General features: G+C 69.4%; 21 protein-coding genes. 6 read left to right on the top strand and 15 right to left on the bottom strand.

Going from position 1 to position 23,792, the window contains the following annotated elements; translation table 11 throughout:
• Positions 1–61: 61 nt before the first annotated feature.
• From O4N75_RS08505 to O4N75_RS08495, 3 genes are all read right to left on the bottom strand, one after another.
• Complete coding sequence (locus tag O4N75_RS08505; RefSeq protein ID WP_269628920.1) at positions 62–2,719, bottom strand: TonB-dependent receptor; 2,658 nt, start codon at positions 2,717–2,719, stop codon at positions 62–64.
• Positions 2,720–2,841: 122 nt separating this feature from the next.
• The gene (locus O4N75_RS08500) at positions 2,842–3,852 is read right to left on the bottom strand and encodes a FecR domain-containing protein (RefSeq protein ID WP_269628919.1); all 1,011 of its coding nucleotides are present in this window, start codon (positions 3,850–3,852) and stop codon (positions 2,842–2,844) included.
• Positions 3,845–4,399: an RNA polymerase sigma factor gene (locus O4N75_RS08495; protein ID WP_269628918.1), complete on the bottom strand. Its 555-nt coding sequence runs from the start codon at positions 4,397–4,399 to the stop codon at positions 3,845–3,847. Before O4N75_RS08495 ends, O4N75_RS08500 begins: the two co-directional genes overlap by 8 nt.
• An 83-nt stretch (positions 4,400–4,482) precedes the next feature.
• On the opposite strand from O4N75_RS08495, the gene O4N75_RS08490 reads away from it, so the two are divergent.
• Positions 4,483–5,268, top strand: a complete 786-nt coding sequence (locus O4N75_RS08490; protein ID WP_269628917.1) for a class I SAM-dependent methyltransferase — start codon at positions 4,483–4,485, stop codon at positions 5,266–5,268.
• Here the strand turns inward: O4N75_RS08490 and O4N75_RS08485 are convergent.
• Together O4N75_RS08485 and O4N75_RS08480 are read right to left on the bottom strand one after the other, a co-directional pair.
• A complete protein-coding gene (locus tag O4N75_RS08485) occupies positions 5,258–5,926 on the bottom strand; it encodes an AAA family ATPase (RefSeq protein ID WP_269628916.1) in 669 nt (222 codons plus the stop codon). The genes O4N75_RS08490 and O4N75_RS08485 overlap by 11 nt on opposite strands.
• A 128-nt stretch (positions 5,927–6,054) precedes the next feature.
• Entirely contained in the window at positions 6,055–7,023 is a 969-nt protein-coding gene (locus O4N75_RS08480) for a LysR family transcriptional regulator (protein WP_269628915.1), read from the bottom strand.
• Positions 7,024–7,135: 112 nt separating this feature from the next.
• Here O4N75_RS08480 and O4N75_RS08475 point away from each other — a divergent pair, with 112 nt between their 5' ends.
• Entirely contained in the window at positions 7,136–7,624 is a 489-nt protein-coding gene (locus tag O4N75_RS08475) for a globin (protein WP_269628914.1), read from the top strand.
• Positions 7,625–8,154: 530 nt separating this feature from the next.
• Positions 8,155–9,630 carry a pentapeptide repeat-containing protein gene (locus tag O4N75_RS08470; RefSeq protein ID WP_269628913.1) on the top strand — a complete coding sequence of 492 codons (1,476 nt, stop codon included), beginning with the start codon at positions 8,155–8,157 and terminating at the stop codon, positions 9,628–9,630.
• A gap of 311 nt (positions 9,631–9,941) precedes the next feature.
• On the opposite strand, the gene O4N75_RS08465 is transcribed toward O4N75_RS08470, so the two are convergent.
• Positions 9,942–15,110: a DUF4347 domain-containing protein gene (locus O4N75_RS08465; RefSeq protein ID WP_269628912.1), complete on the bottom strand. Its 5,169-nt coding sequence runs from the start codon at positions 15,108–15,110 to the stop codon at positions 9,942–9,944.
• Between the two features lie 175 nt (positions 15,111–15,285).
• On the opposite strand from O4N75_RS08465, the gene O4N75_RS08460 reads away from it, so the two are divergent.
• Entirely contained in the window at positions 15,286–15,561 is a 276-nt protein-coding gene (locus O4N75_RS08460) for a metal/formaldehyde-sensitive transcriptional repressor (RefSeq protein ID WP_269628911.1), read from the top strand.
• Positions 15,562–15,569: 8 nt separating this feature from the next.
• Complete coding sequence (dmeF, locus tag O4N75_RS08455; protein WP_269628910.1) at positions 15,570–16,532, top strand: CDF family Co(II)/Ni(II) efflux transporter DmeF; 963 nt, start codon at positions 15,570–15,572, stop codon at positions 16,530–16,532.
• Positions 16,533–16,646: 114 nt separating this feature from the next.
• On the opposite strand, the gene O4N75_RS08450 is transcribed toward dmeF, so the two are convergent.
• The 9 genes from O4N75_RS08450 to O4N75_RS08410 form a co-directional block, all read right to left on the bottom strand.
• Positions 16,647–17,498 (bottom strand): carbon-nitrogen hydrolase family protein, encoded by an 852-nt coding sequence (locus O4N75_RS08450; RefSeq protein WP_269628909.1) that lies wholly within the window; start codon positions 17,496–17,498, stop codon positions 16,647–16,649.
• Positions 17,495–18,274, bottom strand: a complete 780-nt coding sequence (locus O4N75_RS08445) for a DUF1080 domain-containing protein (protein ID WP_269628908.1) — start codon at positions 18,272–18,274, stop codon at positions 17,495–17,497. The genes O4N75_RS08450 and O4N75_RS08445 overlap by 4 nt, the downstream gene beginning before the upstream one ends.
• A gap of 2 nt (positions 18,275–18,276) precedes the next feature.
• Positions 18,277–19,158, bottom strand: coding sequence for a GDSL-type esterase/lipase family protein (locus O4N75_RS08440; RefSeq protein ID WP_269628907.1), 882 nt, complete (start codon positions 19,156–19,158; stop codon positions 18,277–18,279).
• Positions 19,155–19,760, bottom strand: a complete 606-nt coding sequence (locus O4N75_RS08435) for a TetR/AcrR family transcriptional regulator (protein WP_269628906.1) — start codon at positions 19,758–19,760, stop codon at positions 19,155–19,157. Before O4N75_RS08435 ends, O4N75_RS08440 begins: the two co-directional genes overlap by 4 nt.
• 77 nt (positions 19,761–19,837) lie before the next feature.
• Positions 19,838–20,278 carry a phosphate-starvation-inducible PsiE family protein gene (locus O4N75_RS08430; protein WP_269628905.1) on the bottom strand — a complete coding sequence of 147 codons (441 nt, stop codon included), beginning with the start codon at positions 20,276–20,278 and terminating at the stop codon, positions 19,838–19,840.
• Positions 20,279–20,424: 146 nt separating this feature from the next.
• Positions 20,425–20,997 carry an AAA family ATPase gene (locus O4N75_RS08425; RefSeq protein ID WP_267233228.1) on the bottom strand — a complete coding sequence of 191 codons (573 nt, stop codon included), beginning with the start codon at positions 20,995–20,997 and terminating at the stop codon, positions 20,425–20,427.
• An 86-nt stretch (positions 20,998–21,083) separates the two neighbouring features.
• Positions 21,084–21,539: a competence protein ComJ gene (gene comJ, locus O4N75_RS08420; RefSeq protein ID WP_267233229.1), complete on the bottom strand. Its 456-nt coding sequence runs from the start codon at positions 21,537–21,539 to the stop codon at positions 21,084–21,086.
• Positions 21,540–21,571: 32 nt separating this feature from the next.
• On the bottom strand, positions 21,572–22,099 hold the full coding sequence (locus tag O4N75_RS08415) for a DinB family protein (RefSeq protein ID WP_269628904.1): 528 nt from the start codon (positions 22,097–22,099) through the stop codon (positions 21,572–21,574).
• Positions 22,100–22,299: 200 nt separating this feature from the next.
• A complete protein-coding gene (locus O4N75_RS08410) occupies positions 22,300–22,431 on the bottom strand; it encodes a hypothetical protein (RefSeq protein ID WP_269628903.1) in 132 nt (43 codons plus the stop codon).
• A 105-nt stretch (positions 22,432–22,536) separates the two neighbouring features.
• Here O4N75_RS08410 and O4N75_RS08405 point away from each other — a divergent pair, with 105 nt between their 5' ends.
• On the top strand, positions 22,537–23,658 hold the full coding sequence (locus O4N75_RS08405) for an acyltransferase (RefSeq protein WP_269628902.1): 1,122 nt from the start codon (positions 22,537–22,539) through the stop codon (positions 23,656–23,658).
• Positions 23,659–23,792: the final 134 nt, after the last annotated feature.

Genomic DNA, 23,792 nt, shown 5'->3' with positions numbered 1-23,792 from the left:
GTCCTTCGATTGTCAGGAAAGGCGCCCGCCCCGGCTCTGCGGTCGGAACGGGCCTTGCCGATCAGTATTTCCAGCCGACCCGCACGCCGAGCGTGCGCGGCCGCAGGATCGAGTAGCGGCTGGTCGCCGAGCCGGACGCGTTGATCCCGACATAGGTGTCGTTGTTCAGCACGTTCTCGCCATAGGCGACGAGCTTCAGGTTCCCGCGGCTCCAGCCTGCCGCCAGGTCCAGGTTTTCGTAGGACGGGACCTTGAAGAAGTTCGGGCTCGGCGTCCCGACGCCCGGCGTGTTCGGGAACGAGTTGGGGTACGAGCCGACATGCTGAGCGGCCGCCTGCACATAGGCCTCGTCGCCGCCCGCCAGCTCCCAGGTATAGCGGGCGAAGCCCTGGGCCTGGAAGTTGGGCGAGGCCAGCCGCGCCCCGTCGACCGCGCCGGAAATCAGCGCTTCGGTCGCGTTCACCGACGTCACCTTGGCGTCCTGCAGCGTCAGGTTCAGACCCAGGTCCAGCCCGTGGGTCGGCCGCGCGCGCAGCTCGACCTCGACGCCCTGGGACACCGCCTTGCCGATATTGCCCACGAACGGGGCGCTGTCCGACTGGCGCACCAGGCTGACCTGCATGGGGCCCCAGGGGATGTAGTAGGCCGCGACGTTGGCGATCAGCCGGCCGTTCAGCCAGGACGTCTTGGCCCCCAGCTCATAGTTCCACAGCGAGTCGGCTTCGGCCGCCGCCGGCACGATCGTCGGGTCGCTGGGGTCCACCGCGCTCTTGCCGCCGTTCAGCGACGAGCCGCCGTTCGGATGCCCGCGCCGGAAACCCTGGGAGGCGAGCGCATAGAGGGTCGCATCCGAGGTAGGCCGCCAGTTCAGGCTGACCTTGCCGGTGGTCTTGGTCTTGCGCCCGGTGGACAGGTACGCCGCCGGCGTCGGGGTCAGGTCGATCGCCTGGTTTCCGCCGGTGAACACCGCGGTCAGGAAGTTGGTGGTGGCGTTGTAGCCGTCCAGCGCGCGGTCGCTGTACTCATAGTTGGTGATCCGCAGGCCGCCGGTCAGCGACAGGGTGTCGGTGAAGTTGTAGGTCCCCTCCCCGTACAGCGCCGCCTCGTAGTTCTTCCGCTTGCGGATGTCGCGGGCGTAGTCGCCGCCGGGGCTGAAGCGGTTCAGCGTCGCCGGCAGGCCGCCGATCCCCATGGCGCTCAGATACGATTGCGAGGCTAAGGTCACGTCCAGGAAGTCCGACTTCTGGTCGAGATAGAACGCCCCGACCACCCAGTCCAAGCGCTCGCCGCCCTTGGACACCAGGCGCACGTCCTCGACAAAGCTGTCCGTGACGATCTGTTCGCCGAAATAGAACTGCACCAGCGGGGCCAGCACCGTGTCGACGTCGAGCTGCCAGGCGGTGTCGGCCCGCGCGAAAGTCGTCGACGAGCTCAGGTCCGCCCAGCCGAGATCATAGGCCAGCACCGCATTGACGCTGGTCAGCTCGATATCGGCCTCGAACGGGATGCGCGAGGTCGCCTTGCGGAAGCCCGCGGCCGGGTCGAAGGCCGAGGCGTCGCCGATCTCGTTCTTGTCGTAGGTCGCCGTCAGGGTGGCGCTGAACAGCTCGTTCGGCGTCCAGCGCAGGCCGCCCCGCGCGCCCCAGCCGCGAGTGCTGTCGACGTTCTTCTCGCCGCGCACGTCATTGGAGATGTAGCCGCCCTCGTCGCGATAATAGCCGACCAGTCGCACCGCCAGCTCGTCCTCGACGATCGGCAGGTTGATCATGCCGTTGTAGCGGCCGCGCGCGCCGCCGCCCTGGGTGTCGCCCAGATCGACGTCCAGGCTGGCGTCGAAGCCGCCGGCGTCCGGCTTGTTGGTGATGAAGCGCACCGCCCCGGTCAGCGTGCCGGAGCCGAACAGCGTGCCCTGCGGCCCGCGCAGCACCTCGACGCGGCTGATGTCGTAGGGCCGGATCTCCGGCGTCAGGATCGAGAACGAGGTCAGCGGCAGGTCGTCCATGTAGACCGCCACCGCCTTCTGCTCGCCGGGGCTGGACGTGGTGTTCGAGGTCTGGATGCCGCGGACCGCGAACTTGGCGAAACTCGCATTGCCGGTCTGCACCACGCCCGGGACGGTCCGCGCCAGGTCGGCGAAGCTCTCGACCCCGCGGTCCGACAATTGCTCGCCGCTCACCGCCGAGATGCTGAGCGGCACCTTCTGCAGCGGCTCGGCCCGCTTGGTCGCGGTGACGATCAGCTCCTCGACCGTCGTCGGAGCTTCCTCGGCCGCCTGAGCCTGTCCGCCTCCGAACACCAAGGCCAGGGCCGACGCGCCGGCCATCCAGGATCCCGCTCGATACATGTTCTTCTCCCCGATGCTGTCCGACCGAGAGACCGTGATGGTCCCGCTGGCCGTTTGTTCACCGGTGAGAGGCAGGCCCCGCAGCATGACCCGCAGGGCTTCGTCGACTGTGTACCGCCCACTGACGGGGCTCACGCCCCGGGTCAGCGCCAGGTCATAGGGGTAGAGCAGCGGCGCGCCGCACTGGCGCGACAGCGCCGCAAGCGCCTGGCCCAGCGTCGGCTCGGCGATCTTCACGTCGCACCGCGCCGCCGGATCCCGGCCCTGCGCCGAGGCAGGCCCCGACAACACCGCAGCCAGCGCCAGACCCGCCAGCAAAACGCCCCGGGCCGGGCGCCGCGCGGCCCCCATCTCCTGGCCTGGTGTTCGGCTCACAGCAGCGCCTGGCCACCGGCCATGCGGGGAAGGACAGGCGAGCGCCGGAAATCCCCCAGCGGCTGACGAAACTTTTTTTCGGGCCGGACACGGCGGGCCGAACTTAGGGACTGGCGAAACCGTCACGAACCTGCGGACAGCCTCACCCGCTTGTCGCCGGCCCGCTCCACCCGCACCCCGAACCCGGTCTGCAGCGCCTCGAGCATCGCCTCGACCTCGCCGGCCTTGAAGTTGCCCGCGACGCGCAGGTCGTTGAGCGCCGGATCGGCGATCTCGATGTCCATGTCCGTATAGCGCGATACGTCGGCGACCACCTCGGGCAAGGTTTCGCCGGCGAACACCAGCATGCCGCGCCGCCAAGCCAGCTTGCGGTCGGCTTCCTCGGCTCCGGCCTCGCGGCTGAGTCCGCCGTCCGGGGCGATCGTCGCGCTCTCTGCGCCCATGGCCGCCGACAAGGTGGCCAGACGCCGGCGCGGGGCGGCGCTGGCCTGCTCCAGGCTGGCCGGAACGTCCAGTTTGGCCAGTTCGATCACGCCCTTGGTCAAGGTGACCTCGACCTCGTCGCCGTCGAGCCGGACGGCGAACGCGGTGCCGAGCGCCCGGACCACGCCGCTTTGCGCATAGACCGAGAACGGCCGCGCCGCGTCGGGCGCCACCTCGAAATAGGCCTCGCCCTTCAGCAACCGGATGTCGCGGGTCGTGCCGGTATAGCGGACCTCCACCTGACCGCCGGTGTTGAGGTCGATCTTCGAGCCGTCGTCCAGGGCGATCACCCGATGGGTCCCGACCGGCGCGTCATACAGGGTCGGCGAGGCGGCAGGCCGCTGCGCCATCCAGAGCCCGGCCGCCAGCGCCACGCTCGCGGCCATCGCCGCGCCCGCCGCCAGCACCCGACGCCGTCCGCTGGCGTTCGCCGGGCGCGCGGGGGCCGTCTTGGCCAAGTCGTCGAGGTCGATCCACAACGCCGCCAGTTCCTGGGCCGCCTGCGCGTGGCGCGGGCTCTGCGCCTGCCAGGCCTCGAATTCGGCCACAAGTTCCGGACGCGCGCCCTCGCGGTCGATACGCGCGATCCAGGCCGCGGCCTCCTCTTGCACGCTATTGGAATGAACCAGACGGACGACCTTGTCAGACATCGCGGCCGCTCCCCGCCCGGGCCCGGGCCGCTTCCGGGGCTTTGACCCGCCCCGCATCATAACCCCGCTGGCGCAGATACTGCGCGCACTTCACCAGGCCTGCGGCGACGTGCTTCTCGACCGTCCCCTCCGAGACCCCGAGCCGGCGCGCCACCTCCTTCTGCGACAGGCCGTGCACCTTGCGCAGCAGGAACACCTCGCGGCATTGCGGCGGCAAGGTGTCGACCGCCTCGGCGAACAGGGCCAGCTTCTGACGGCCATAGACATGAGCCTCGCCCGACGGCGCCTGCACGTCCTGCGGCGGCTGCGCCTCGTCCTCGAGCGACGACGTGCGGGTGTTGGCGTGCCGTACCTTCTCGTTGAGCGCCAGGTTCTTCGCCACCCGGTAAAGATAGGCGCGCGGCGCGGCGACGTCCTGTTCGCCCTCGGCCGCATAGGCCCGCAGGAAGGTTTCCTGGGTCAGGTCGTCCACGTCCTGCGGCCGGCGCACCCGCCGTGACAGAAAGCGGCGGATGCCGCTCTCGTTCTCCAGGAATGCCCGCAGCATCCGCGACATCGTGCACGCGCCCCTCCCCGGGCGCGACCGGCATACATGCTGAAGCTTAGAAAAACAAAGCCCGACCGCCGCCGTTGCTCGAAGCGTCCTTCGCCCGCAATCTGCCCGCCATGACCTCGGACGCCCTGCTCGAAGCCTGGAAACGCGACGCCGCCGCGCCGTTTGCGGGCTGGGATTTCTCCTATCTCGACGGCCGTATGATCGAGGCGCAGCCGCCCTGGTCCTATCCTGATCTCGCCCGCGCCGCGGTCGCGCAGGCTGAAGACGTCCTCGACATCGCCACCGGCGGCGGCGAAGTGCTCGCCTCCTTCGCGCCGTTCCCCGGCCGCGCCACGGCGGTCGAGGGCTACGCGCCCAACCTGCCGGTCGCCCGCGCCCGCCTGGCGCCGCTGGGCGTCCAGGTCTTTCAGGCCAACACCGCCTCAGGCATGCCGTTCGAGGACGCCGCCTTCGACCTGATCCTCAATCGCCACGGCGGCTTTCGCGCCGCCGAGATGCACCGCGTCCTGAAGCCCGGCGGCGTCTTCCTGACCCAGCAGGTCGGGGGCGACAATCTGGACGACCTGACCGCCGCGTTCGGCGCGCGCCTGGCCTATCCGGACAACACGCTTGAGCGAACCGCAGACGCCTTCGCCGCCCTCGGCTGCGACCTAGAACTGGCGCAAGCCTGGCGCGGACCGGTGTCCTTCGCCGACGTCGGGGCGCTCGCCTACTTCCTGACCGCCATCCCCTGGGTGATCGACGGCTTCGACGTCGCGGCCCACGCCGAAACCCTGGCCAGGCTGCACCGGCAGATCCAGGCCGACGGCCCGCTGCGCTTCACCTACTCCCGTTTCCTGCTGCGCGCGGTCAGGCGCTGAGGTCGGCCTGCGGCGGCGCCAGCGTGCGCAGGCGCCCGTCCACATAGTCCCAGAGCGCAGCGATCTCGCCGGCCGCGGCGCGGTCGGGGGACTCCTCGGCCGAGCGGCCGCGCTCCAGCGCGGTCTGGTAGATAGAGCGCGACCGCAGGATCGCCGGGGCGACCTGCGCCTGCATGTAGTCCAGGCCCTTCATCGCCCGCTTGACCAGCGGCGCCTCGACATTGCCGCGCGCCACCGGGGCCTGGTTCATCACGACCGCCGACGGCTTGCCGATCTTGCGCACCAGGCTCAACGTCCGCGCCAGGCCCGACAGGTCGATCAGGGTCGGGCGCACCACCATCAGCGCGAAATCGGCCAGCACGATCGCCTCGCCGACCGACTCCACCGCGCCGGCCGCAGTGTCGATGATCAGCAGGTCCTTGCCCTGCGATAGCGCCCCGAACTGCGCGGCCAGCACGTTGCGCGCGCTCGCGGCCGCCACCTGCGGCCCGCCGCCTTCGCGAGTCTCCAGGATGTCGCGGGCCGAATGCTGCGGGTCGGTGTCGACCAGCAGCGCCTGCATCCCGCGCAGGTGCGCGGCCAGCGCCAGGTGCGTGGCCACCGTGGTCTTGCCCGAGCCCCCCTTCAGGGCGATCACCGCCAGCGTCTTCAAACTCACCTCGCGCGAACCGATCCCAGGCGGCCCCGAATTGGGCGCCGCCGCGGCGGGCGAACGCCGTGTCCGCGCGCCACGTCTGACCCGCGGCCGCGACCTTGTCCAGGGCCGCGGCCGCGGGTCAAATCCCCCTAGGCGGGCAATTGCGCGGCGGCCCGGGCCAGCAGGCCCTGGAACCAGACGTGCCCGCGCCGCGCGCCCGCCGACGCCGTCCAGAACGCGTCGATGTCCAGCCGCCGGTCGGGATAGTCGATCTCGATCAGCCGCACGTCGCGTGACCGGGCCAGTTCCTGGGCCAGCTTGCGCGGCGCCAGCGCCAGGCACTCGGCCTCCTCGACGATCGCCCCCATGACCAGGAAGTTGGGGACCTCGCAGACCGGCGCGACCTCCAGCACCGAGGTCGGCTGGATCAGCCCGGCCCGCGCCAGGGCGCTGCGCTCGCCGACCTGGTAGACCACCTGCCGCGCGTCGCGGAACTCGGCCGGGGTGATCACCCCGCCCCAGCGGGTGTCGCCGCGCGCGGCGATGCAGACCATGTCGTCGCGCCACAGCGCCATCCGCTCCATCCGCTTGCCGAAGGTCCGCCCGACCGGCCGCGGCACGATGAAGAAGTCGATCTGGTCGCGGTCCTCGGCCTCCCCTTGCGTCTGCTCGAGGAACAGCAACTCCACCTGCGGCGCCTCGCGCGCGCACAGCTTGGCCAGCTGCGGGGCCAGCAGCACGGTCACATAGTCGGCGGTCCGGATGACGATGCGCAGCCGCTCGCTCCGCGGGTCGAACGGCCGCGGCGGTTCGTACAGCAGCTCCAGGTCCCAGAGGATCGCGCCCAGCGGCCCCAGGATCGCCTGCCCCCGCTCGGTCAGCTTGGCCTCCCGCCCGCGCGAGACGATCAGGTCGTCGGCGAACGTCTCGCGCAGCTGGCGCAACGCCTTGCTGACCGCCGGCTGGCTGATCCCCAGCTCGCGGGCGCTGGCCGTGACGCTGCGGGTGCGCAGCAGCGCGTGCAGGACCGGCAGCAGATCGAGATTGGTCTGGCGCAGGCTCTGGGCGATCTGTCGCCGCGCCGCTCCCGCCCCCTTCGTTTTCGCATGTTCGGCCATGCGCTACATAACACATGGTTATGTCTTGAATTCCAAGATCGCGCGTTTCGAGCCGCCCGCGCCCGGTCTAGGCTTTCCCCAAGGTCCTGGAGGCCGATGGGAGATTACGCCGATGTCGAAAGCCCCCGCGTTCGTGCGCGCCGCGGAAATCGAGGCCAGCCTGGAACAACTGGCCGAGCTTTGCGAGGACCCCACCCCGGTCGTCTACAAGCGATTGTTCGAACTCCAGCCGCAGATGGAGCCGTACTTCTGGCGTGACACCAACAACGCCATCAAGGGCGAGATGCTCTCGCGCACCTTCGCCGCCATCCTCGATTTCATCGGCGAGCGCCATTACGGCGACCATATGATCGAGACCGAGATCATCAACCACGAGGGCTACGACGTCCCGCGCGAGGTGTTCGCCACCTTCTTCGCCGTCGTCCGCGACGCGGTCCGCGAGGTGCTCGGCCCGGCCTTCACGCCGGAGCTCGCCGGGGCCTGGGAAGCCCTGCTCGCCGAGATCGACGTCTACGTCCAGGCCACTCCGCGCCATGACGTGGTCAGCACCTATCACGCCCCCCGCGTCGCCGCCTTCCAGCGCGGCGAGACCCTGAGCTAGGCCGCGGGCCGAACCGAGCCTCAGAACGGGTCCCCGAACAGCGCGGCGGCGTCAGGTCGCGAGAGCCACTGTTCGAAGCGCAGGGTTTCGCGCCAAAAGCCCCCGCAGTTGGCGCATCTTTTGAGAAACTCCGGACCGTCGCGGCAGGTGGTGTCGGGATATTCGAGCCGATGGGTACGCATCCCGACTTTCGCGGGCGCAGACTAGCTCGGGCCTTGTTGGCGGAAGGCTTCCGGCGCCTGCGGGATCTCGGCCTCCGCCGGGCGCGGATCTCGACGGCTCACTTCAACACCTCGGCGATCTCCGCCTATTCCAGCGTCTTCCAGCCGCTCGACCGGTCCTCTTGGTGGTCCAAGGTCCTGACGTCGCGCCCAGTATAGGGCGCACACAAACCCCACTTGGGTTGCAGGGGCACCAATGCGCGCAATGATTGAGATCTTCAGCCCCCATTAAGGGATGCGATACAACCTAGCGTAAGGCGACCTTGCAAAATGCGAGGTCTGAGAGCCCCAAGAACGGTGGGTAGCCCTATGACGACGATCTCCAGCGCCGCCGTTGCGCCTCAGGTTCACGTCCCTCTCGAGGTCCGCGCCGCGCCCTCGACGCCCGAGGCCGCACAACCGACACCTTCGACCGCCGCCCTCGCCCCGCCGCCTGCGCCTGCGTCGCTGACCAGCGACGCCATGAGCGCGCTCGTCGCCGAGCAGAGCAGCGCGCCGGCCGGCGCCGCCGACCTGCGCGGCCAGGACCTGCGGCTGACCGACCTTCGGAGCCTGGACCTGCGCGGCGCCGACCTCAGCGGCGCGAACCTTTCCGGCCTCGACCTCTCAGGCCTCGATTTCACCGGCGCCAGGCTGGACGGCGCGACGCTCTCCAGCGCCCTTCTAAGGGGCGCGAAACTGCACGGCGTCTCGGCGATCGGCGCGGATCTCTCCGACGCGACGCTGGTGAATACGACGATCGACGGCGCGGACTTCTCGCAGGCCAGCTTCGACCGCGCTTTCATCGGCAAGGAGAGCAAGCAGTACATCGCCGTCTGGGACGTCGACCGGTATTTGACCGCCAGCAACGTCAAGCTGGACGGGGCGAGCTTCCGAGCCGCCCATCTCCAGGGCGTCGCCTTTAAGCAGACCTCGGCGATCGGGGCCGACTTCTCCAACCTGCACGCCGACGTCTCCGGCTTCCGCAGCTCGAACCTTCAGGGCGCCGACTTCGATGGCGTGTCCGGCCGAAAGCTCAGCTTCGCCGAAAGCGATCTGAGCGGCGCGGCGCTCACCAACTCGACTTTGAAGCACCTGGGCGTCACCTCGACGACGCTGGCCGGGACGCGGTTCGCCGGCAGTTCGCTCAACGGCGCCAGCCTCTCGTCCACCAATCTGAGCGTTGCGGATCTGACCGGCGTGGCGCGCGAGGCGAAGGCGGCCAGCTTCAACAACGTCAATCTCGACGGCCTCGACTTCAGCGGCTTCGACTTCACCGGCGCGCACTTCAACGGCGACCCGACGAACTGGACCAACCCCGACCATTGGGATGTGGAGGGCGCCCGCCCTTCGATGAATGGGACCAAGTTCGATGGGGCCAAGTTCGAGTTCGCCTGGTTCCAGAGCATCGACACCAGCGCCGCTTCGTTTGCCGGCGCGACCTTCAACGCCATCGCTCAGGGCACGAGCGCGACATCGCTCAACGGGGTGGCCGGCGTCGGCGACTGGTCGCTTGAGACCTATGCCCAATACCTGTCGCTCCGCGGCGCCAGTCTTCCGCTCCCTGGTCGCGCTGCCCCCGCCGCTGTCGAGCCGGCCCGAGAGGCGCCCGACCTCGCCGTGACCCCGAACAGGGCCGAGCCGGCGCCTGTCGTCGATCAGGCGGCATCCCTGGCGCTCGACACCCTGACGTCCATCAACGCGCGGATGCGCGCGGCGCGCCTGGCCGATGAGAACCCGTGGGAGCGCCTGATGACTGCAAGCACGGATCAGCACGCCCAGGATCGGACCTACGCCGTCGTCTAGCCCGCCGAGGCAGGCGCCCGCCCCGTGATCCGCACATAGTACCCATCGGGATCGACGACGCGGAAGTCGGTCAGCCCCCCAAGGCTGGTCGACCAGCGCGCTGATCCCCGGCTGTCCTGGCGGCGACGTCGCCGACCACGACGACCAGCTCGACGCCGAGGCCCACCCTGTCGCCCGGCTCGGGGCGAACCGGATGGCCCGTGGGCAGGTGGGACGCTGCGTTCAGCCCAAGGACCGCGCCGTCACGTCCGATCGAGGCATAGCCGCAAGGTGCCTCCCATGCCCTGCCCTCTGTGTCGGCGATCCTAGCCTCAAACCGTCGTGATCCAGCCCTCGCCCAAACCGGACAGTTGGACATTGACCAGGGTCATGTGCCCGCCGCCGCTCAGCGTGATCACCGTGTCGGCGCCGACCTGCGCCGCGCCATAGGCGGTCCCGGCCAGCAGACCGACACGATCGCCCTCGGCGAAGTTGAAGTCGAGGACCCGGTCCTCGCCCCGGCTGCTGCCGGTCACGTAGAGGTCGGCGCCGGCGCCGCCCGTCAGCGTGTCGTCGCCGCGGTCGCCGAACAGCGTGTCGGCGCCCTCGCCGCCGGACAGAACGTCATTGTCCTGACCGCCATAGAGGACGTCGGCTCCAGCACCGCCTTCCAGGGTGTCGCGGCCCGCGTTGCCCTGCAGGGTGTCCTGGCCGACATCGCCGCTGAGACGATCATCGCCTTCGCCGCCGAGCAGCAGGTCGTTGTTCTGACCGCCGAACAGAAGGTCGTTGTCGCCGCCGCCGTCGAGCGTGTCGTGGCCGGTGTTGCCCTGCAAGGTGTCTTGGCCCAGGTCGCCGAACAGCAGGTCATTGTCGGCGCCGCCGAACACCTGGTCGTCTCCTTTGCCACCATAGACACGGTCGTCGCCCGCATCTCCCCGGGCGGTGTCGGCGCCGGCGTTGCCGTGCACGGTATCGGCGCCCTCGCCGCCGAAGACCACGTCGTCGCCGTCGTCGCCGCGCACCTGATCGTCGCCGCCCGCGGACCCGACCGTGTCGTTTCCGCCGCCGCCGTTGAGGACGTCGTCGTCCGCGCCCAGGAAGATCGACTGGCTCGCACTGTCGCCCCAGACATGCTGGGAACCCGCCCCGCCGGTCACGGTGGCCGCGCCGATGATCGCCGCGAACTCCACGTTCTGCAGTTCGATCGCTGCGCCCGGCTGGGTGCGCGCATCGATCACCAGCGCCGTCTGAACGGCGCTCTGCGGGGCGCCCTGGATCACCAGCGGCGTCCCGGTCGCGCCTCCGCCGGCCTGGAGCTGGATCGCCTGCACCAGCAGAGGCGTCCCCTCCGGAAGATTGTTCACGAAGTCTGTCCCGGCGCCGCCCAGTTGTCCCTGATCCTGCGAACTGCCGGTGTGCTCCCTGATTTCGCGGATCAGGTCGGCCAGGGACGCGCCGGCTGGCCTGGGCGCCGACTGGCCGCTCGCGGTCAGGCCGAACCCGACCGGGACCTGCAACGCCAGCAGGGCGGAGCCTGCGCCGTCGCTCACCAGCGGGATGTCGGCGAGCTGATTGTTCCCCACCTGCTCGACGCGGGTGGACGACACGACCGGGATGGTCACGGTGTGGACCGCCGAACCGCTCGGCGACGTGCCCGACACGGTCTGCACGGACACGCCGTCGACGATCGTCGTCACCGGCGGGTTCGTCGGAGGCTGGGGCGTCGGGGGCGCCGTCGTGTTGGTGACGCTGGTGGCGGCGAGGCTGACCGCGTCGACGCCCCCTAGGTCCTGGATGGCGTTGACATCGTCACCGCCGGTCGGATCGGTATAGGCGACGGTGACCGCCGCCCCGGCGGCGACGGGCGAGGCCAGCGTCAGGGTGACGGTGCGCGCGGCGCCGTCGACCGCCACCGCCGTTACGGCCACCGCCGAGCCGCCCGCCATGACCGAGAAGCTCCCCACCCCCGGCGGATGTGCGGCGTCCAGCTGCAGAGTGTCCGAATAGGTCATCACCAGTCTGGCGCCGTTGACGTTGGCGCTCGCGAACACAGGCGCGACGGCGTCGACCAGCAAGCCGGTGGTCGATGGAAGGTGGCCGGTCAGCGACAGGTTGGCGTTGTTGCCGGAGCTGTCGCGGATTGCGCTCGTTCCCAGTGAGATCGCCCCGATCGCGACGCCGTCGGCGTCGTTGTCGCCCGCCTGCACCGTGTAGCTGTAGGTGATCGAGTTGGCGGTCTTGGACGCATACGCCGCGGAGCGCGACGTGGCCCCGATAGTCAGGCCGAGCGTGCTGTCTGTCCCAGTGACGGTGACGTTCTCGTCGAAGGCGACGGTAAAGCTCAGCGTCTCGCCCACGACGTAGGTGTCGTTGGCCGGAACGGAGATATTGCCGGTGACGCTCGGCGCCACGGCGTCGACCAGCACGCCGGAAGTCGAGCCGACGCCGTTCAGGGTCAGGGCGGCGTCGTTGCCGGCCGCGTCGCGGATGGTCGAGCTCCCGAGCGACAGGCCGCCCACGGTGATGCCGTCGACGTCGGTCTCCCCGGCCTGAACCGTGTAGCGGTAGGTGGCTGTGCCGCCGCTGCTCGACAGGAAGGTGGCGCTGCGGGAGGCCGAGCCGACCGTCAGGGCGAGCGTGCTGTCGCTGCCGGTCACGGTCACGGTCTCATCGAAGGTGACGGTGAAATCGAGGATCTGGCCGGCGACGTAGGTGGCGTTCGCCGGCACGCTCACGCTGGCGACGCCCGGAGCGGTCGTATCGACCAGGACCCCCGCGGTCGACGGGATGTGACCGCCGAGGGCCAGGTTGGCGTCGTTGCCGGCGAGGTCCTTGACCGTGCTCGTTTTCAGATTGAGAGCGCCGACGGCAATGCCGTTGGCGTCGGTGTCGCCCAACTGCACCGTGTAGGCGTAGGTGACCGAGTTGGCGGTGCTGGAAACGAAGGCCGCCTCGCGCGCGGTGCTGCCGATGGTCAGGCCCAGGACGCTGTCGGTCCCGGTGACGGTCACGTTCTCGTCGAAGGTGACCGTGAAGCTCAGCGTCTGGCCGCCGCCATAGCTGCCGTTGGCCGGCACGGCGATGGCGCCGCTGACCGCGGGCGCGCCGCCGTCGACCAGGACGCCTGCCAGCGACGGCACGTGACCGCTGAGGCTCAGGTTCGCATTGTTGCCGGCGCCGTCGCGGATCGTCCCGCCGTTCAGCGAAATGCCCGTGACCGCGATGCCGTCGGCGTCGTTGTCGCTCGCCTGCACCGTGTAGCTGTAGGTGATCGAATTGCCCGTCGTGCCCGAGACGTCCGCGCTGCGCGTCGCCCCGCCGATGGTCAGGCCGAGCGTGCTGGGAGAGCCGCTCAAGGTCACGATCTCATCGAAGGCGACGGTGAAGGTCAGCGTCTGACCGGCAATGTACATGCCGCCGGTCGGAACGGAGATGTTTCCGCTCACCGTCGGCACGGTGGCGTCGACGAACACGCCGCCGGTGGCGCCCACGCTGTTCAGGGTCAGGACGGCGTCGTTGCCGGCCGCGTCGCGAATGGTGGAGGAGCCCTCCGAGAGCGCGCCCACGGTGACGCCGTCGGCGTCCGTCTCCCCGGCCTGGACCGTGTAGGTGTAGGTGATCGAGTTGGCCGTCTTCGACGCATAGGCGGCGGTGCGCGCCGTGGCGCCGATCGTCAGGGCGAGCGTGCTGTCGGTCCCGACGACGGTGATGTTCTCATCGAAGTTGACGGTGAAGTTCAGCGCCTGGCCGGCGACGTAGGTGGCGTTCGCCGGCACGCCGACGCTGGCGACTTCCGGGGCGGTCGTGTCGACCAGGACGCCCGCGGTCGACGGCAAGTGGCCGCTCAGGGTCAGGTTGGCGTTGTTGCCGGCGCCGTCGCGGATGGTGGTCGCGCCAAGCGAGATTCCGCCGACCGCGACGCCGTTGGCGTCGGTGTCGCCCGCCTGCACCGTGTAGGCGTAGGTGATCGAATTGGCGGTCTTGGAGGCGTAGGCCGCGCTACGCGCCGCACTGCCGACGGTCAGGCCAAGCGTGCTGTCGGTCCCGACCACCGTGACGTTCTCGTCGAAAGTGACGGTGAAACTCAGCGTCTGGCCGGCGCCATAGCTGCCATTGGCCGGCACTGCGATGTTGCCGCTGATCGAGGGCGCCGGGTCCACAGTGTTGTTGGTCACGCTCGTGGAGGTAAGCGAGGCGGCGTCATTGCCGACGGCGTCCTGAATGGCGTTGGCGTCGTCGCCGCCGCTCGGATCGGTATAGGCCACCGTCACCGCCTGACCTGCGGTCACTGCGCTCTGCAACGTCAGCGTCACCGTCTTGGCCGCGGCGTTCACCGCGACGGAGTTGACGTTGACTGGAGCGCCATCAGCCATAACCGCGAAACTGCCGGCGGCGGGCCCATTGACGGCGTCGAGGGTGTTCGCCTCGTTATAGGTCATCACCAGCGTGGCGCCGTTGACCGCCGCGGAAACGAAGGCGGGAGCTGTGACATCCACCGGAGCGACGGCGATGTTGTCGATATGCAGATCCGAAGCGCCGTCGAACACGAAGCGGATTTCGTCGATGTTCGCATAGGCGCTGCTGAAGGTGAGCGTGCCGTAGGCCCCGTATATATCGTTCAGCCCAAGCGCGTAGTTGATGCCCCCAGTGGAGTCGGACGCAGCCAGGTTGACCGCTTCCGGCGCGACGACCTGAACGCCATTGGAATAGGCTGCAACTGTCAGAGTATTGGCCCAGCCTGGGCTCTGTCCTACCATGAACGAATGCAATGCGAAGTTCGTCCCGTCGTCCGACTTCATCGTGTAGTTCGTGATGAGATCGCCGCTGTAGTTGAGGACTACCGCACGGTCGATGGTGCTACCCTCGTCGTTGTTGAGCCTAACAACGAAATCGTCTGCGGACGCTACGACGTGATCTGCGGCGCTGCCGCTGGTGAACTGCCAGTTGCCTGCGGTCAGCGTCGTGGCTCTGACGGCATCGATCAGTCCCAGCCCGTCGAAGTTCTCGCTGCCGATAGCCAGCGTGCCGGCGAAGGCATGTTGTCCCGCCGGAGTAATCGCGACCGAGGTCTCGATCGTTCCGATCTGTGTCTCCAGCGTCCAGTCGCCGCCCGCGCCGGTCAGATCGTCCGAGGCGGCGATGTCGGCGCCGGTGGCGGCGGCCAGGGCCTGAACGAAGGCCGCGCCCTCGGGGCCTGCGCCGACTTCGCATCCCCACAGCTGGATATCCCCGTCCGGCGCCAGCGCGCCGCCGATGGCTCCGAGTTCGCCGGCATAGGCGTCGATGTCGCCAGCGCGCAGCGTGGCCGAGCCCAGCATCAGGACGCCGGCCTGGCCGTGGCCGACGATGTGGATCGTCGCCAGGTCGGTCCGACCGGCCAGCGCCTGCGCCATCTGCGCAAAGCCGTCGCCGTTGGCCTCGATCAGCACCACCTCGACGCCCGGGGCGACGCCGGCGACGATGGTCTCGTAATCCTCGACACGGGTATCGACGAACACAACTTCCGACCGAACTTCGGCCGCTTCACGACTCTGCACTCGCACCCACCCACTATTCCGCAACGAAAACGGCTGGCGCGAGCCAGCCCATCCGCAACGTCGGGTGGCAAGGTTAAGGGACGCTTACAAAAGCCCTGCTTGCCAACACGGCCCACATACCATAGGGGGGTATCCTATGGCTCACCTCTCTTCCCACAACGAGGCGTTGCTCAAGCGCGTCCGCCGCATCGCCGGCCAGGTCGAGGCGATCGAACGCTCCATCGCCGGCCACGCCGCCTGCGCCGACACCCTGCACCTCGTCGCCGCCACCCGCGGCGCCATCAACGGCCTCCTCGACGAGGTGGTCGAAGCCCACCTGCGCGAGCACGTCGCCGCGCCCGGCATCGACGACGCCGCCCGCGCCCAGGCCGCCGATGAAGTCATCGCGGCCATCCGCCGCTACTCGAAGTGAACCCGACCATGACCACCGCCGCCGAACTCGAAGACCTCGTCCACGACCACGTGTTCCTCGGGGCGGCGCACGACGATCACGCACGGCGCACGATGTGGGTCGTGGCCCTGACCGCCCTGATGATGGTCGCCGAGATCGTCGCCGGCTACTGGACCGGCTCGATGGCGCTGCTGGCCGACGGCTTCCACATGGCCACCCACGCCGGGGCGCTGGGCGTGTCGGCGGCGGCCTACGCCTACGCCCGCAAGCATGCCCGCAGCAGCAAGTTCAGCTTCGGCACCGGCAAGGTCGGCGACCTCGCCGGCTTCGCCTCGGCCCTGGTGCTCGGCGTCGTCGCGGTCGGCATCGGGGTGGAGTCGGTCAAGCGGCTGCTGGAGCCGACCACCGTGGCCTTCGGCGAGGCGACCATCGTCGCCGTCGTCGGCCTGGCGGTGAACCTGGTCAGCGCCCTGCTGCTCGGCGCCGGCCATCACCACCACGGCCACGATCACCACGGCCATGGCCACCATCACGACCATGACCATCACCACGAGCACCATCACGGCCACCACGGCGTCCACAACAGCGGCGACAACAACCTGCGCTCGGCCTACATGCACGTCCTGGCCGACGCCCTGACCTCGATCCTGGCCATCGTCGCCCTGCTGGCCGGGCGCATGCTCGGCTGGGTGTGGCTCGATCCGGTCATGGGCCTGGTCGGCGCGGCGGTCATCGCCCGCTGGGCCTGGACCCTGATGCGCGACACCGCCGGCGTGCTGCTCGACGCCACCGACGAGCACGTCGCCGCCGAGGTCCGCGATCTGCTGGAGGCCCCCGGCGACGCGCGCATCTGCGACCTGCACGTCTGGCGCGTCGGCCCCCAGGCGCACGCGGCCATCGTCAGCGTGGCCGGCGGCCTCGACGCCGCCGAGGTCCGCCGCCGCCTGGCCCCGGTCCACGAGCTCGCGCACCTCACCGTCGAGGCGCGCTAAACTTCCTACCCCGGCACGGCCAAGAACCGCCCGCCCGGGGCATGCTCGTGGCCGCGCGGCGGCGTTCGGCGCAGCCTCGGCCCGCCCCGCTTCGAGCTAGCCCAGCCAACGCCTTCAGAAGCGGCTGACGTCTGCGCTGCGCGGATCGACGACCCGGGCCTGGTCGTGCAGCTCCCCGGCCCGCGCCCGCGTGCGCCATGGCCGCGCGAACTCCAGCGCGCCGCGCAGAGCCGCCGCCCCGCGATCCATATCGGCCACGACCACCGCCGCCGCGCCGTCCGAGGGCCCGGCGGCGATCCACTGTCCGTCCGGCCCGATCAGGCCGCTGGGCGCAGCGTCGCTGCATTGCGCGGGCACGGAGAAGCCCAGCCAGAAGGCGCCGCAGGCGGCATGCCCCTGCGCCTGCACCGCGAACATCGGATCGCGGGAGAAGGTCGAGAGCAGCACCATGTCGACGTCCTGGCGGGCGTACTCGACGAACAGCTCGGGAAACTGGATCTCGATGCACAGCACGCAGCCGAAGCGAAACCCGTCCACCTCGAAGACCAGCGGCTCCGAGCCGGGCGCATACCAGTCGCTGACCTCGGTGTACGACAGCAGCCGCTTGTCGTAGCGGCCCGCCAGCTCGCCCTGGTCGGAGATGACATAGAGACTGTTGTGCGGCCGGTTCGGCGGCGTCAGCGGATGGTTCGAACCGACGACCGTCCAGAGCCGCAGCTCCGCCGCCAGGGCCGCGGTCGCCTCCAACTCGTCGCGCAGCGCCGCCCAGTCCACCCGCCATCCGGCCAGGGCCTGCTTGCCCGGCCCCGACGGATAGCCCGACATCGCCCCCTCGGTGAACTGGATCAGCCGGGCGCCGGCGGCGGCCGCCTCCCGCATCTGGCCCCGGATCACCGCGCCGTTCGCCCGCGGATCGAACCCGACCGGCGTCTGCGCGATGGCGACGCGAAGACGGTTCGCGCTCACCCCGCCGGCGCCAGCTCGCGCACCCAGATGTTGCGGAAGCTGATCGGTTCGCTGGGGTCGCGGTGGGCCTGCAGCTTTATCGGCGACCTGCCGTGCGGCTTGTACTTGGGCTTGCCGATGAACACCGTCTCGCCGGTCAGCTCGACATTGTCCTGCACCAGCACCCCGTTGTGCAGCAGCGTGACCCGCGCCGGCTTCACCAGCGCCCCGTCCGAGCCGAACACCGGCGCGCGCCAGATGACGTCGTAGGTCTGCCATTCGCCCGGCTTGCGCATGGCGTTGGCCAGCGGCGGACGCTGCTTGTAGATGCTGGCGGCCTGGCCGTTGACGTAGGTCGGGTTCTGGTAGGAATCGAGGATCTGGATCTCGTAACCGGCGTCGCCGCCGCCGGTCGACGCCAGGAACAGGCCGCTGTTGCCGCGCGCCTGGCCCTCGCCGGTGATGGTCGCCGGGACGCGCCACTCGATGTGCAGCTGATAGTCGCCGAAGCTCTGCTTGGTCTCGATGTTGCCGGCCGCCTTGTTCACGGTCAGCACCCCGCCCTCCACCGTCCACCCGGCCGGCGACTTGTCCTTGGTCGCCACCCACTGGGACAGGTCCGTGCCGTCGAACAGCACCAGCGCGTCGGACGGCGCAGCGCCCGCTTGCGCGCCCGGCGCGACCACCGGCGGCTCGGGCGTCCAGACTTCGGTGTCCTTAGGCAACATTTGCGCTCCGCAGGCGGTCCCCACCGACAGCGCGGCCAGCGCCGTCAGCGCCGCGAACCTTATCGTCATGGCTAGCTTCCTCCCAGCGCGACCTTTCTTGGACCGCGCCGCTGCGCCTCGTCCAGCGCCGCCTGTGCGATGGGCGCCATGACGCCATAGCCGGCGCGGTTGGGGTGCACGTAGTCCTTGCTGAAGGCCGGGCGCATCGCCCCCTCAGGCGTCGCCATCGCGCCGTGATAGTCGGCGAAGACATAGCCGCGGCTCGCCGCAAATCCCTTCAGCCAGGCGTTCAGCTCGCCGATCTGCGCCGCCGGCTTCAGCCCCGCCCGCCACAGGAAACGGTCGGCCGGCGGGATCGCGCCGAGCACCACGGCGATGCCGCTTGCATCAGCAATCTCCGCCATCGCTCTGATATTGTTCTTGAAATCTTCTGGTCGGCTGGGCCCCAGATTGCCCGCCACGTCGTTGGTGCCGGCTAGGATGTGGACCACCTTCGGCTTCAGGGCGACGACGTCGGCATGGAACCGCAGCAGCATCTGGGCGCTGGTCTGGCCGCTGATCCCGCGGTCGAACCGCGCGGCGCTGAAGAAGGCCGGATCGGCGACCATCCAGAGCTCGGTGATGGAGTCGCCCATGAACACCGCCTCGACGCCCCCATTCTTGGCGTTCAAGGCGGCGGCGTTCTCCGGGCGATAGCGGCAGAGGTCGGCCCAGTCGCGCGCCGCCTGCTCGGCCTTGGCCTTCTCTGCCTCCGCGCCCCGTGCCGGGTCCATCAGCTTGGCCAGCAGCGCCGGCGGGAACGGCGCGTCGGCGACCAGCGCCTCCGACATCTCTTTTCCCAGCGGGTCGGGCGCGGCGGGCGGCGGGCACGGATCATCGACCATCCCGACCGGGGCCGCCTGCGCGGCGCCCCCCAGCGCCAGGGCCATCGCCCCGCCCAGCAGCAGCCTCATGCCTTGCCTCCCCCGTGCAATGTTTCCATCAGCTTGCGCAGCAGCAGGATCGACTCGCGCACGTCGCCGACGTCGGGCTCCAACACCTGCGAGATCGACAGCCCGCGCACCGCCCAGACGATCAGCCGCATCTCCGCCGGCGGCGCCAGGTAGTCGGCGTCGAACCACTTGATCAGCCGCCGGCGCGACTCCTTGGAGATCCGCGCCAGCACCGGGGCCAGCTTCTGCGTCATCGCCGGGTCGCTGCGCGAGCCCTGCAGGATCTCCAGCACCGCCACCCCGGCCGGCCGGCTCAGGGTCTCCCACACCGCCTCGGGGATGGCCAGCACCCGCTCCTTGGGGTCGGCGATGGCGCCGAACCGGGCGTCGTAGAGGTCCATCTCCTCCTCGAACGCCGCCTCCACCACCGCCAGCATCAGGTCCGCGCGGGTCGGGAACTGGTGCAGCATCGCCCCGCGGCTGCCCGAACGCTGGGCCACCAGCGAGGTGGTGGTCGCCGCATAGCCCTCGGCGTGCAGGCAGTCGATCGCCGTCGCCAGCACCTTGGCCCGCGTCCTGGCGGTGCGCTCGGCTTGGGTCATGCGGCGCGGGCGTTCGCTCATCGGGTCTCGTGATTCTGGAAGGGCTCGGCCGCACTATCCCCGCACCGCCCCCGGCTCGGCAAGGCTTCGCCGCTCACTTACATGCGGTATTGACCGGATGTAAGGGCCGCAGACCCCACCAGGGTCGTCCAGGCGGTATGCTCCAGGTCGATCAGCATGACGTGCCGGACCGCGGCGATCATCGCCACGACCACGATGATCTCCACCTGGGTCTTGAAGCCCGTGAAGAAGCTCGTCAGGCTTTTCAGCAGCTCCAGGCCGAGCATCAGCAGCAGCACCCCGGCGAACACCTGCTCAACCGCCGCCTGCACCTCGCTCAGCGTGTCGAGGGCGCCGAGCGACCCGCCCACGCGTTCGATGAACAGGGCGTAGAGGATCCAGGTCGCCACCAGGATCGCAGCGATCACCAGCAGCTCCGCCGCCAGGATGACCAGCGCCTGGCTCAAGTGCACGACTCGGTCGCTGGCCGCCCACAGTCCCTTGAGTTTGCGGCTGTCGTCGTCCGAGCTGACGCCCATGTCCGGTCCCCTTGGCCAAGCCGCGGCGCGCGAACCGCACCTGCCTGCCGCCCAAGACAACCACTCCGCCCCTAGCCCCGGCATCAGGCCCAACCCTGAGGTCGAACCACGACATTGCGCAGCTCGCCGCCGGACCTCGCCCCGGCCTACGACGGCAAGCGGGACTTAAGCTCCGCCGCGATCCGGTCGGCGCTCTCCGCCGCTCCGAGCCCGCTTATTTCCAGGTCGAGGACCCAGTCGTGGTTGATCGGGAACGGGTCGAGGCCGGCCAGCGCCCCGGCCTGCCCGGCGTCCGTGGTCTTGTACCTGCCGCGCCGCTCCTCATTGGAGATCCGCTCCCGCAGCTGCGCTTCGCCGCACGCCAGCCGGACGACCAACAGGCTGGCGCCCCGGCGCTCGGCGGCCCCGAGGATCCGGCCGGCGATGATCCAGTCCAGAGGGTGTCCGCCGGCGTCCGACACCGCGTGGGTGAACACATAGTTGCGCCCGGCCGGCCCGAACCGCGCGACCGTCTCCAGCACCGCGGCCAGCACGTCGTCGGTCCGGTCCCACACTCCGGCGGGCAGCACGCGCCCGTCCGGCTCGACCACCTCGAGGATCGGATTGCTCCAGAAGTGGTTGTCCAGCAGCTTGGCCGAGAGCTGCTCGGCGACCAGCTTGCCGACCGTGTACTTGCCGACGCCGGGCGGCCCGACGAGATAGACCATCACATTCTGCATGACGCCCCCGGCGCTCACCCTTGGGCGGGAACCTTAGGTCGACTTCGGCGACGGGGTCGAGCGCGGCCGTCCGATGTCCCGGCCGACTATGCGGGGCTCGCTTCCATCAGATAGTGCGACTGGATCTTCGCATTGCGGCCTTCCTTCAGGACAGCCGGCGTGACTTCGTCCGCCGGGACGAAGATCAGCTGAAACGGTTGGGTCTCACCCCGAGGGGTCAGGAAGTAGAGCGCGTAAGGACCAGGCGGGAGCGCGACCTCAAATCCCGACAGAATGCTCCCGATCTCGACTGTCCCAGTCGCCGCCGCCACGAAAGGCGTCCTGATCGCGCTCTCGGCTGCGTCGAGTTGCGGCGGGCCGTCGGCCACAGCGACCTTCACCACCGCCAAGGCGCAATCGTCATCCACGGCGAACGAGACACTGCCAGGTCGCCACGAAAACCCCTGCGCGACATGATCGTCCGCCCACGCGTTGTACGGGGCGTCGAACGATGGATCGAACACGCATAGCTGGCCGTACGAGATCGGGATTTTCAGTTCCATCGCCGTACCTCTCCGCAATGGGCAGCCAGCGTTCATCTGGGCGCGGATGACGCTTGTTCCGCGAAGATCAGCTGAGCCAGATCGAGCGGCTGATACTCGAAGCCCATCATCGACATCGCGGCGGTGATCTGGCCCCGGTGATGCGTCGCGTGATTGAAGACATGGAGCAGCGCCGCCGGCATCGGCAATGTGCGCGCCTGCCCGGTGGTCATCGTGAAGCGCAGATTCTCGGCCAGCGCAGCCTCGCTCAGGCTCTCGACATGTTCGCGCCACCTGGCCGTCGCCGCGACCAGTCGGGACGCCAACTTGGCCCGATCGCCTTCGATCTCGGCGTCCAGCGCGAGGCTTCCCGTCGCAGCCCCGGCGAACCTAGGATACCAGATGTCGCTGTCCGTGAGCAGCAGGTGGTTCAACGTGCCGTGCACCGACTGGAAGAACAGCCCGCAGGGCCGGCGATAGGCGTCCTCGGGCATGGGTTCGATGGACGCCAGCAAACGCTTGGTCGCCCACCCATGATAGCGGGCCATCAGAGCAAGCTGATCCTTGGCTGAGACGGTCATGATCCCCGCTGACGCCGTCGAGCTCCGACAACGACGTCCAATCTAGAAGGGGCGGGCCAATCTGCAAAGGATCGGCGCGCCGCCAGCCGACATCCGCATGGACGGCTTGCGGACCAAGCGACTTCACTTGCACACGACCGAGCCTGGGCGCAGACCACCGCGTCGACCGAGGCGTCCGGCAGCGGGACGGCCTCCGTCGTTCAAGCCAGCGCCTCGACCTGCGGGAACGCCGCGGTCAGCTGCTCGCGCATCGCCGCCACCGGCTCCACCGCCAAGATCTCGCCGCCGCAGCCCAGCAGCAGCGGCAGGAACTTCCCCGTGGCCGCGCCCACCGCTCAAAGCTGCATGCAGCAGCCCCACAATCAAGGGCAGCAACACCTTCTTAATTCGCCGCATGCCAGTCCTACCGCCCTACGATTGCGGGGACACGGGGCGAAGTGACGGCGAACAAGGCAGGAGCGGACGGAGCGCGTCCGACCGGCGGCGAGACCGCCCATCAGTTCCGGTATCCGAACTTCGACTGGCTGCGCATCGCCGCGGCCACGGCGGTCCTGTTCTCCCACTCGTTCCTTCTGGCCCAAGGGACCGAGGCGAACGAGCCGTGGCGTCAGCTGACCGGAACCATCCTCGGCATCTACGGGGTCTGCGTCTTCTTCGTGATCAGCGGCTTCCTGATCACCCGCAGCGCCTTCAACAGCGGCACGCTGCGCAGCTTCACCCTGGCGCGGGTGCTGCGGATCTATCCGGCGCTGGCGGCGTGCGCGGCCCTGACCAGCTTCGGGCTCGGCCTCGCCTTCACCAGCATGGAGCCTGCCCGCTTCCTGGCGGACCTCATTCCGCTGAAGCACACGATCAAGACGATCCTGCACCCCGGCACGCCCTACGACCTCGCCAGCGTCCAGTTCTACCCGGACGCCCGCAACATGGGCCGGACCTTCAACGGCTCCCTCTGGACGATCCCGCAGGAGCTGGCCTGCTATGTCATCGTCGGCCTGCTGTTCGCGCTGCGCCTGCTGCGCTGGCCGGTGATGGCCCTGTTGCTGCTGCTGACCTTGCCGGCGCTCAGCCTCTGGAACGCGGACGCCGCGCCCGAGCCGATCAGCAACTTCCTGCTGGTCGCAGCCTCCTTCTTTGCCGGGGCGCTGGTGTTCTTCGTCTGGAGGCGACAGCAGCGCCTGCCGGTCTGGCCGCTGTTGCCGTGCGCAGCCTTGCTCGGCCTCGCGATCGCGACGGACCAGAGCTTCGGCCTCTTCCCACTCTACGGCGCATATCCGCTGCTGATGCTCGCGACCGCCCGCCGCTGGAGCCTGCCCGACCTCAAGGGGTTCGGCGACATTTCCTACGGGATGTACCTCTACGGATGGCCGGTTCAGCAGACCTTGGTGGCGCTGGCCGGCGGCGTCGGCGCGATCTCCTGGCATGCGCTCTTCGCGCTCAGCACGTTCGTCGCGGCGCTGCTCGGCTACGCCTCCTGGCACCTCCTGGAAAAGCGCGCGCTACGCTGGAAGCCGCAGCCGTCGCAGCGTCCCGTCCGGCAGGCCGCCGCCGAACAGGGCTAAGGGCCAGCTCCGCCGGAAACGCGCCCTTGCGCCTGCCCGCTCCGGGTCTAGACTTGCCAGGCTAGGAAATGAAGCCATGGGTGACGCTGTCGGCCCTGGCGATCTCGTTCTCTGCGTCAACGCCGCCCCCAACC

The organism is Phenylobacterium sp. NIBR 498073, assembly GCF_027286305.1.
Classification (GTDB): domain Bacteria; phylum Pseudomonadota; class Alphaproteobacteria; order Caulobacterales; family Caulobacteraceae; genus Phenylobacterium.
This window is presented reverse-complemented; position numbering and strand designations above follow the sequence as displayed.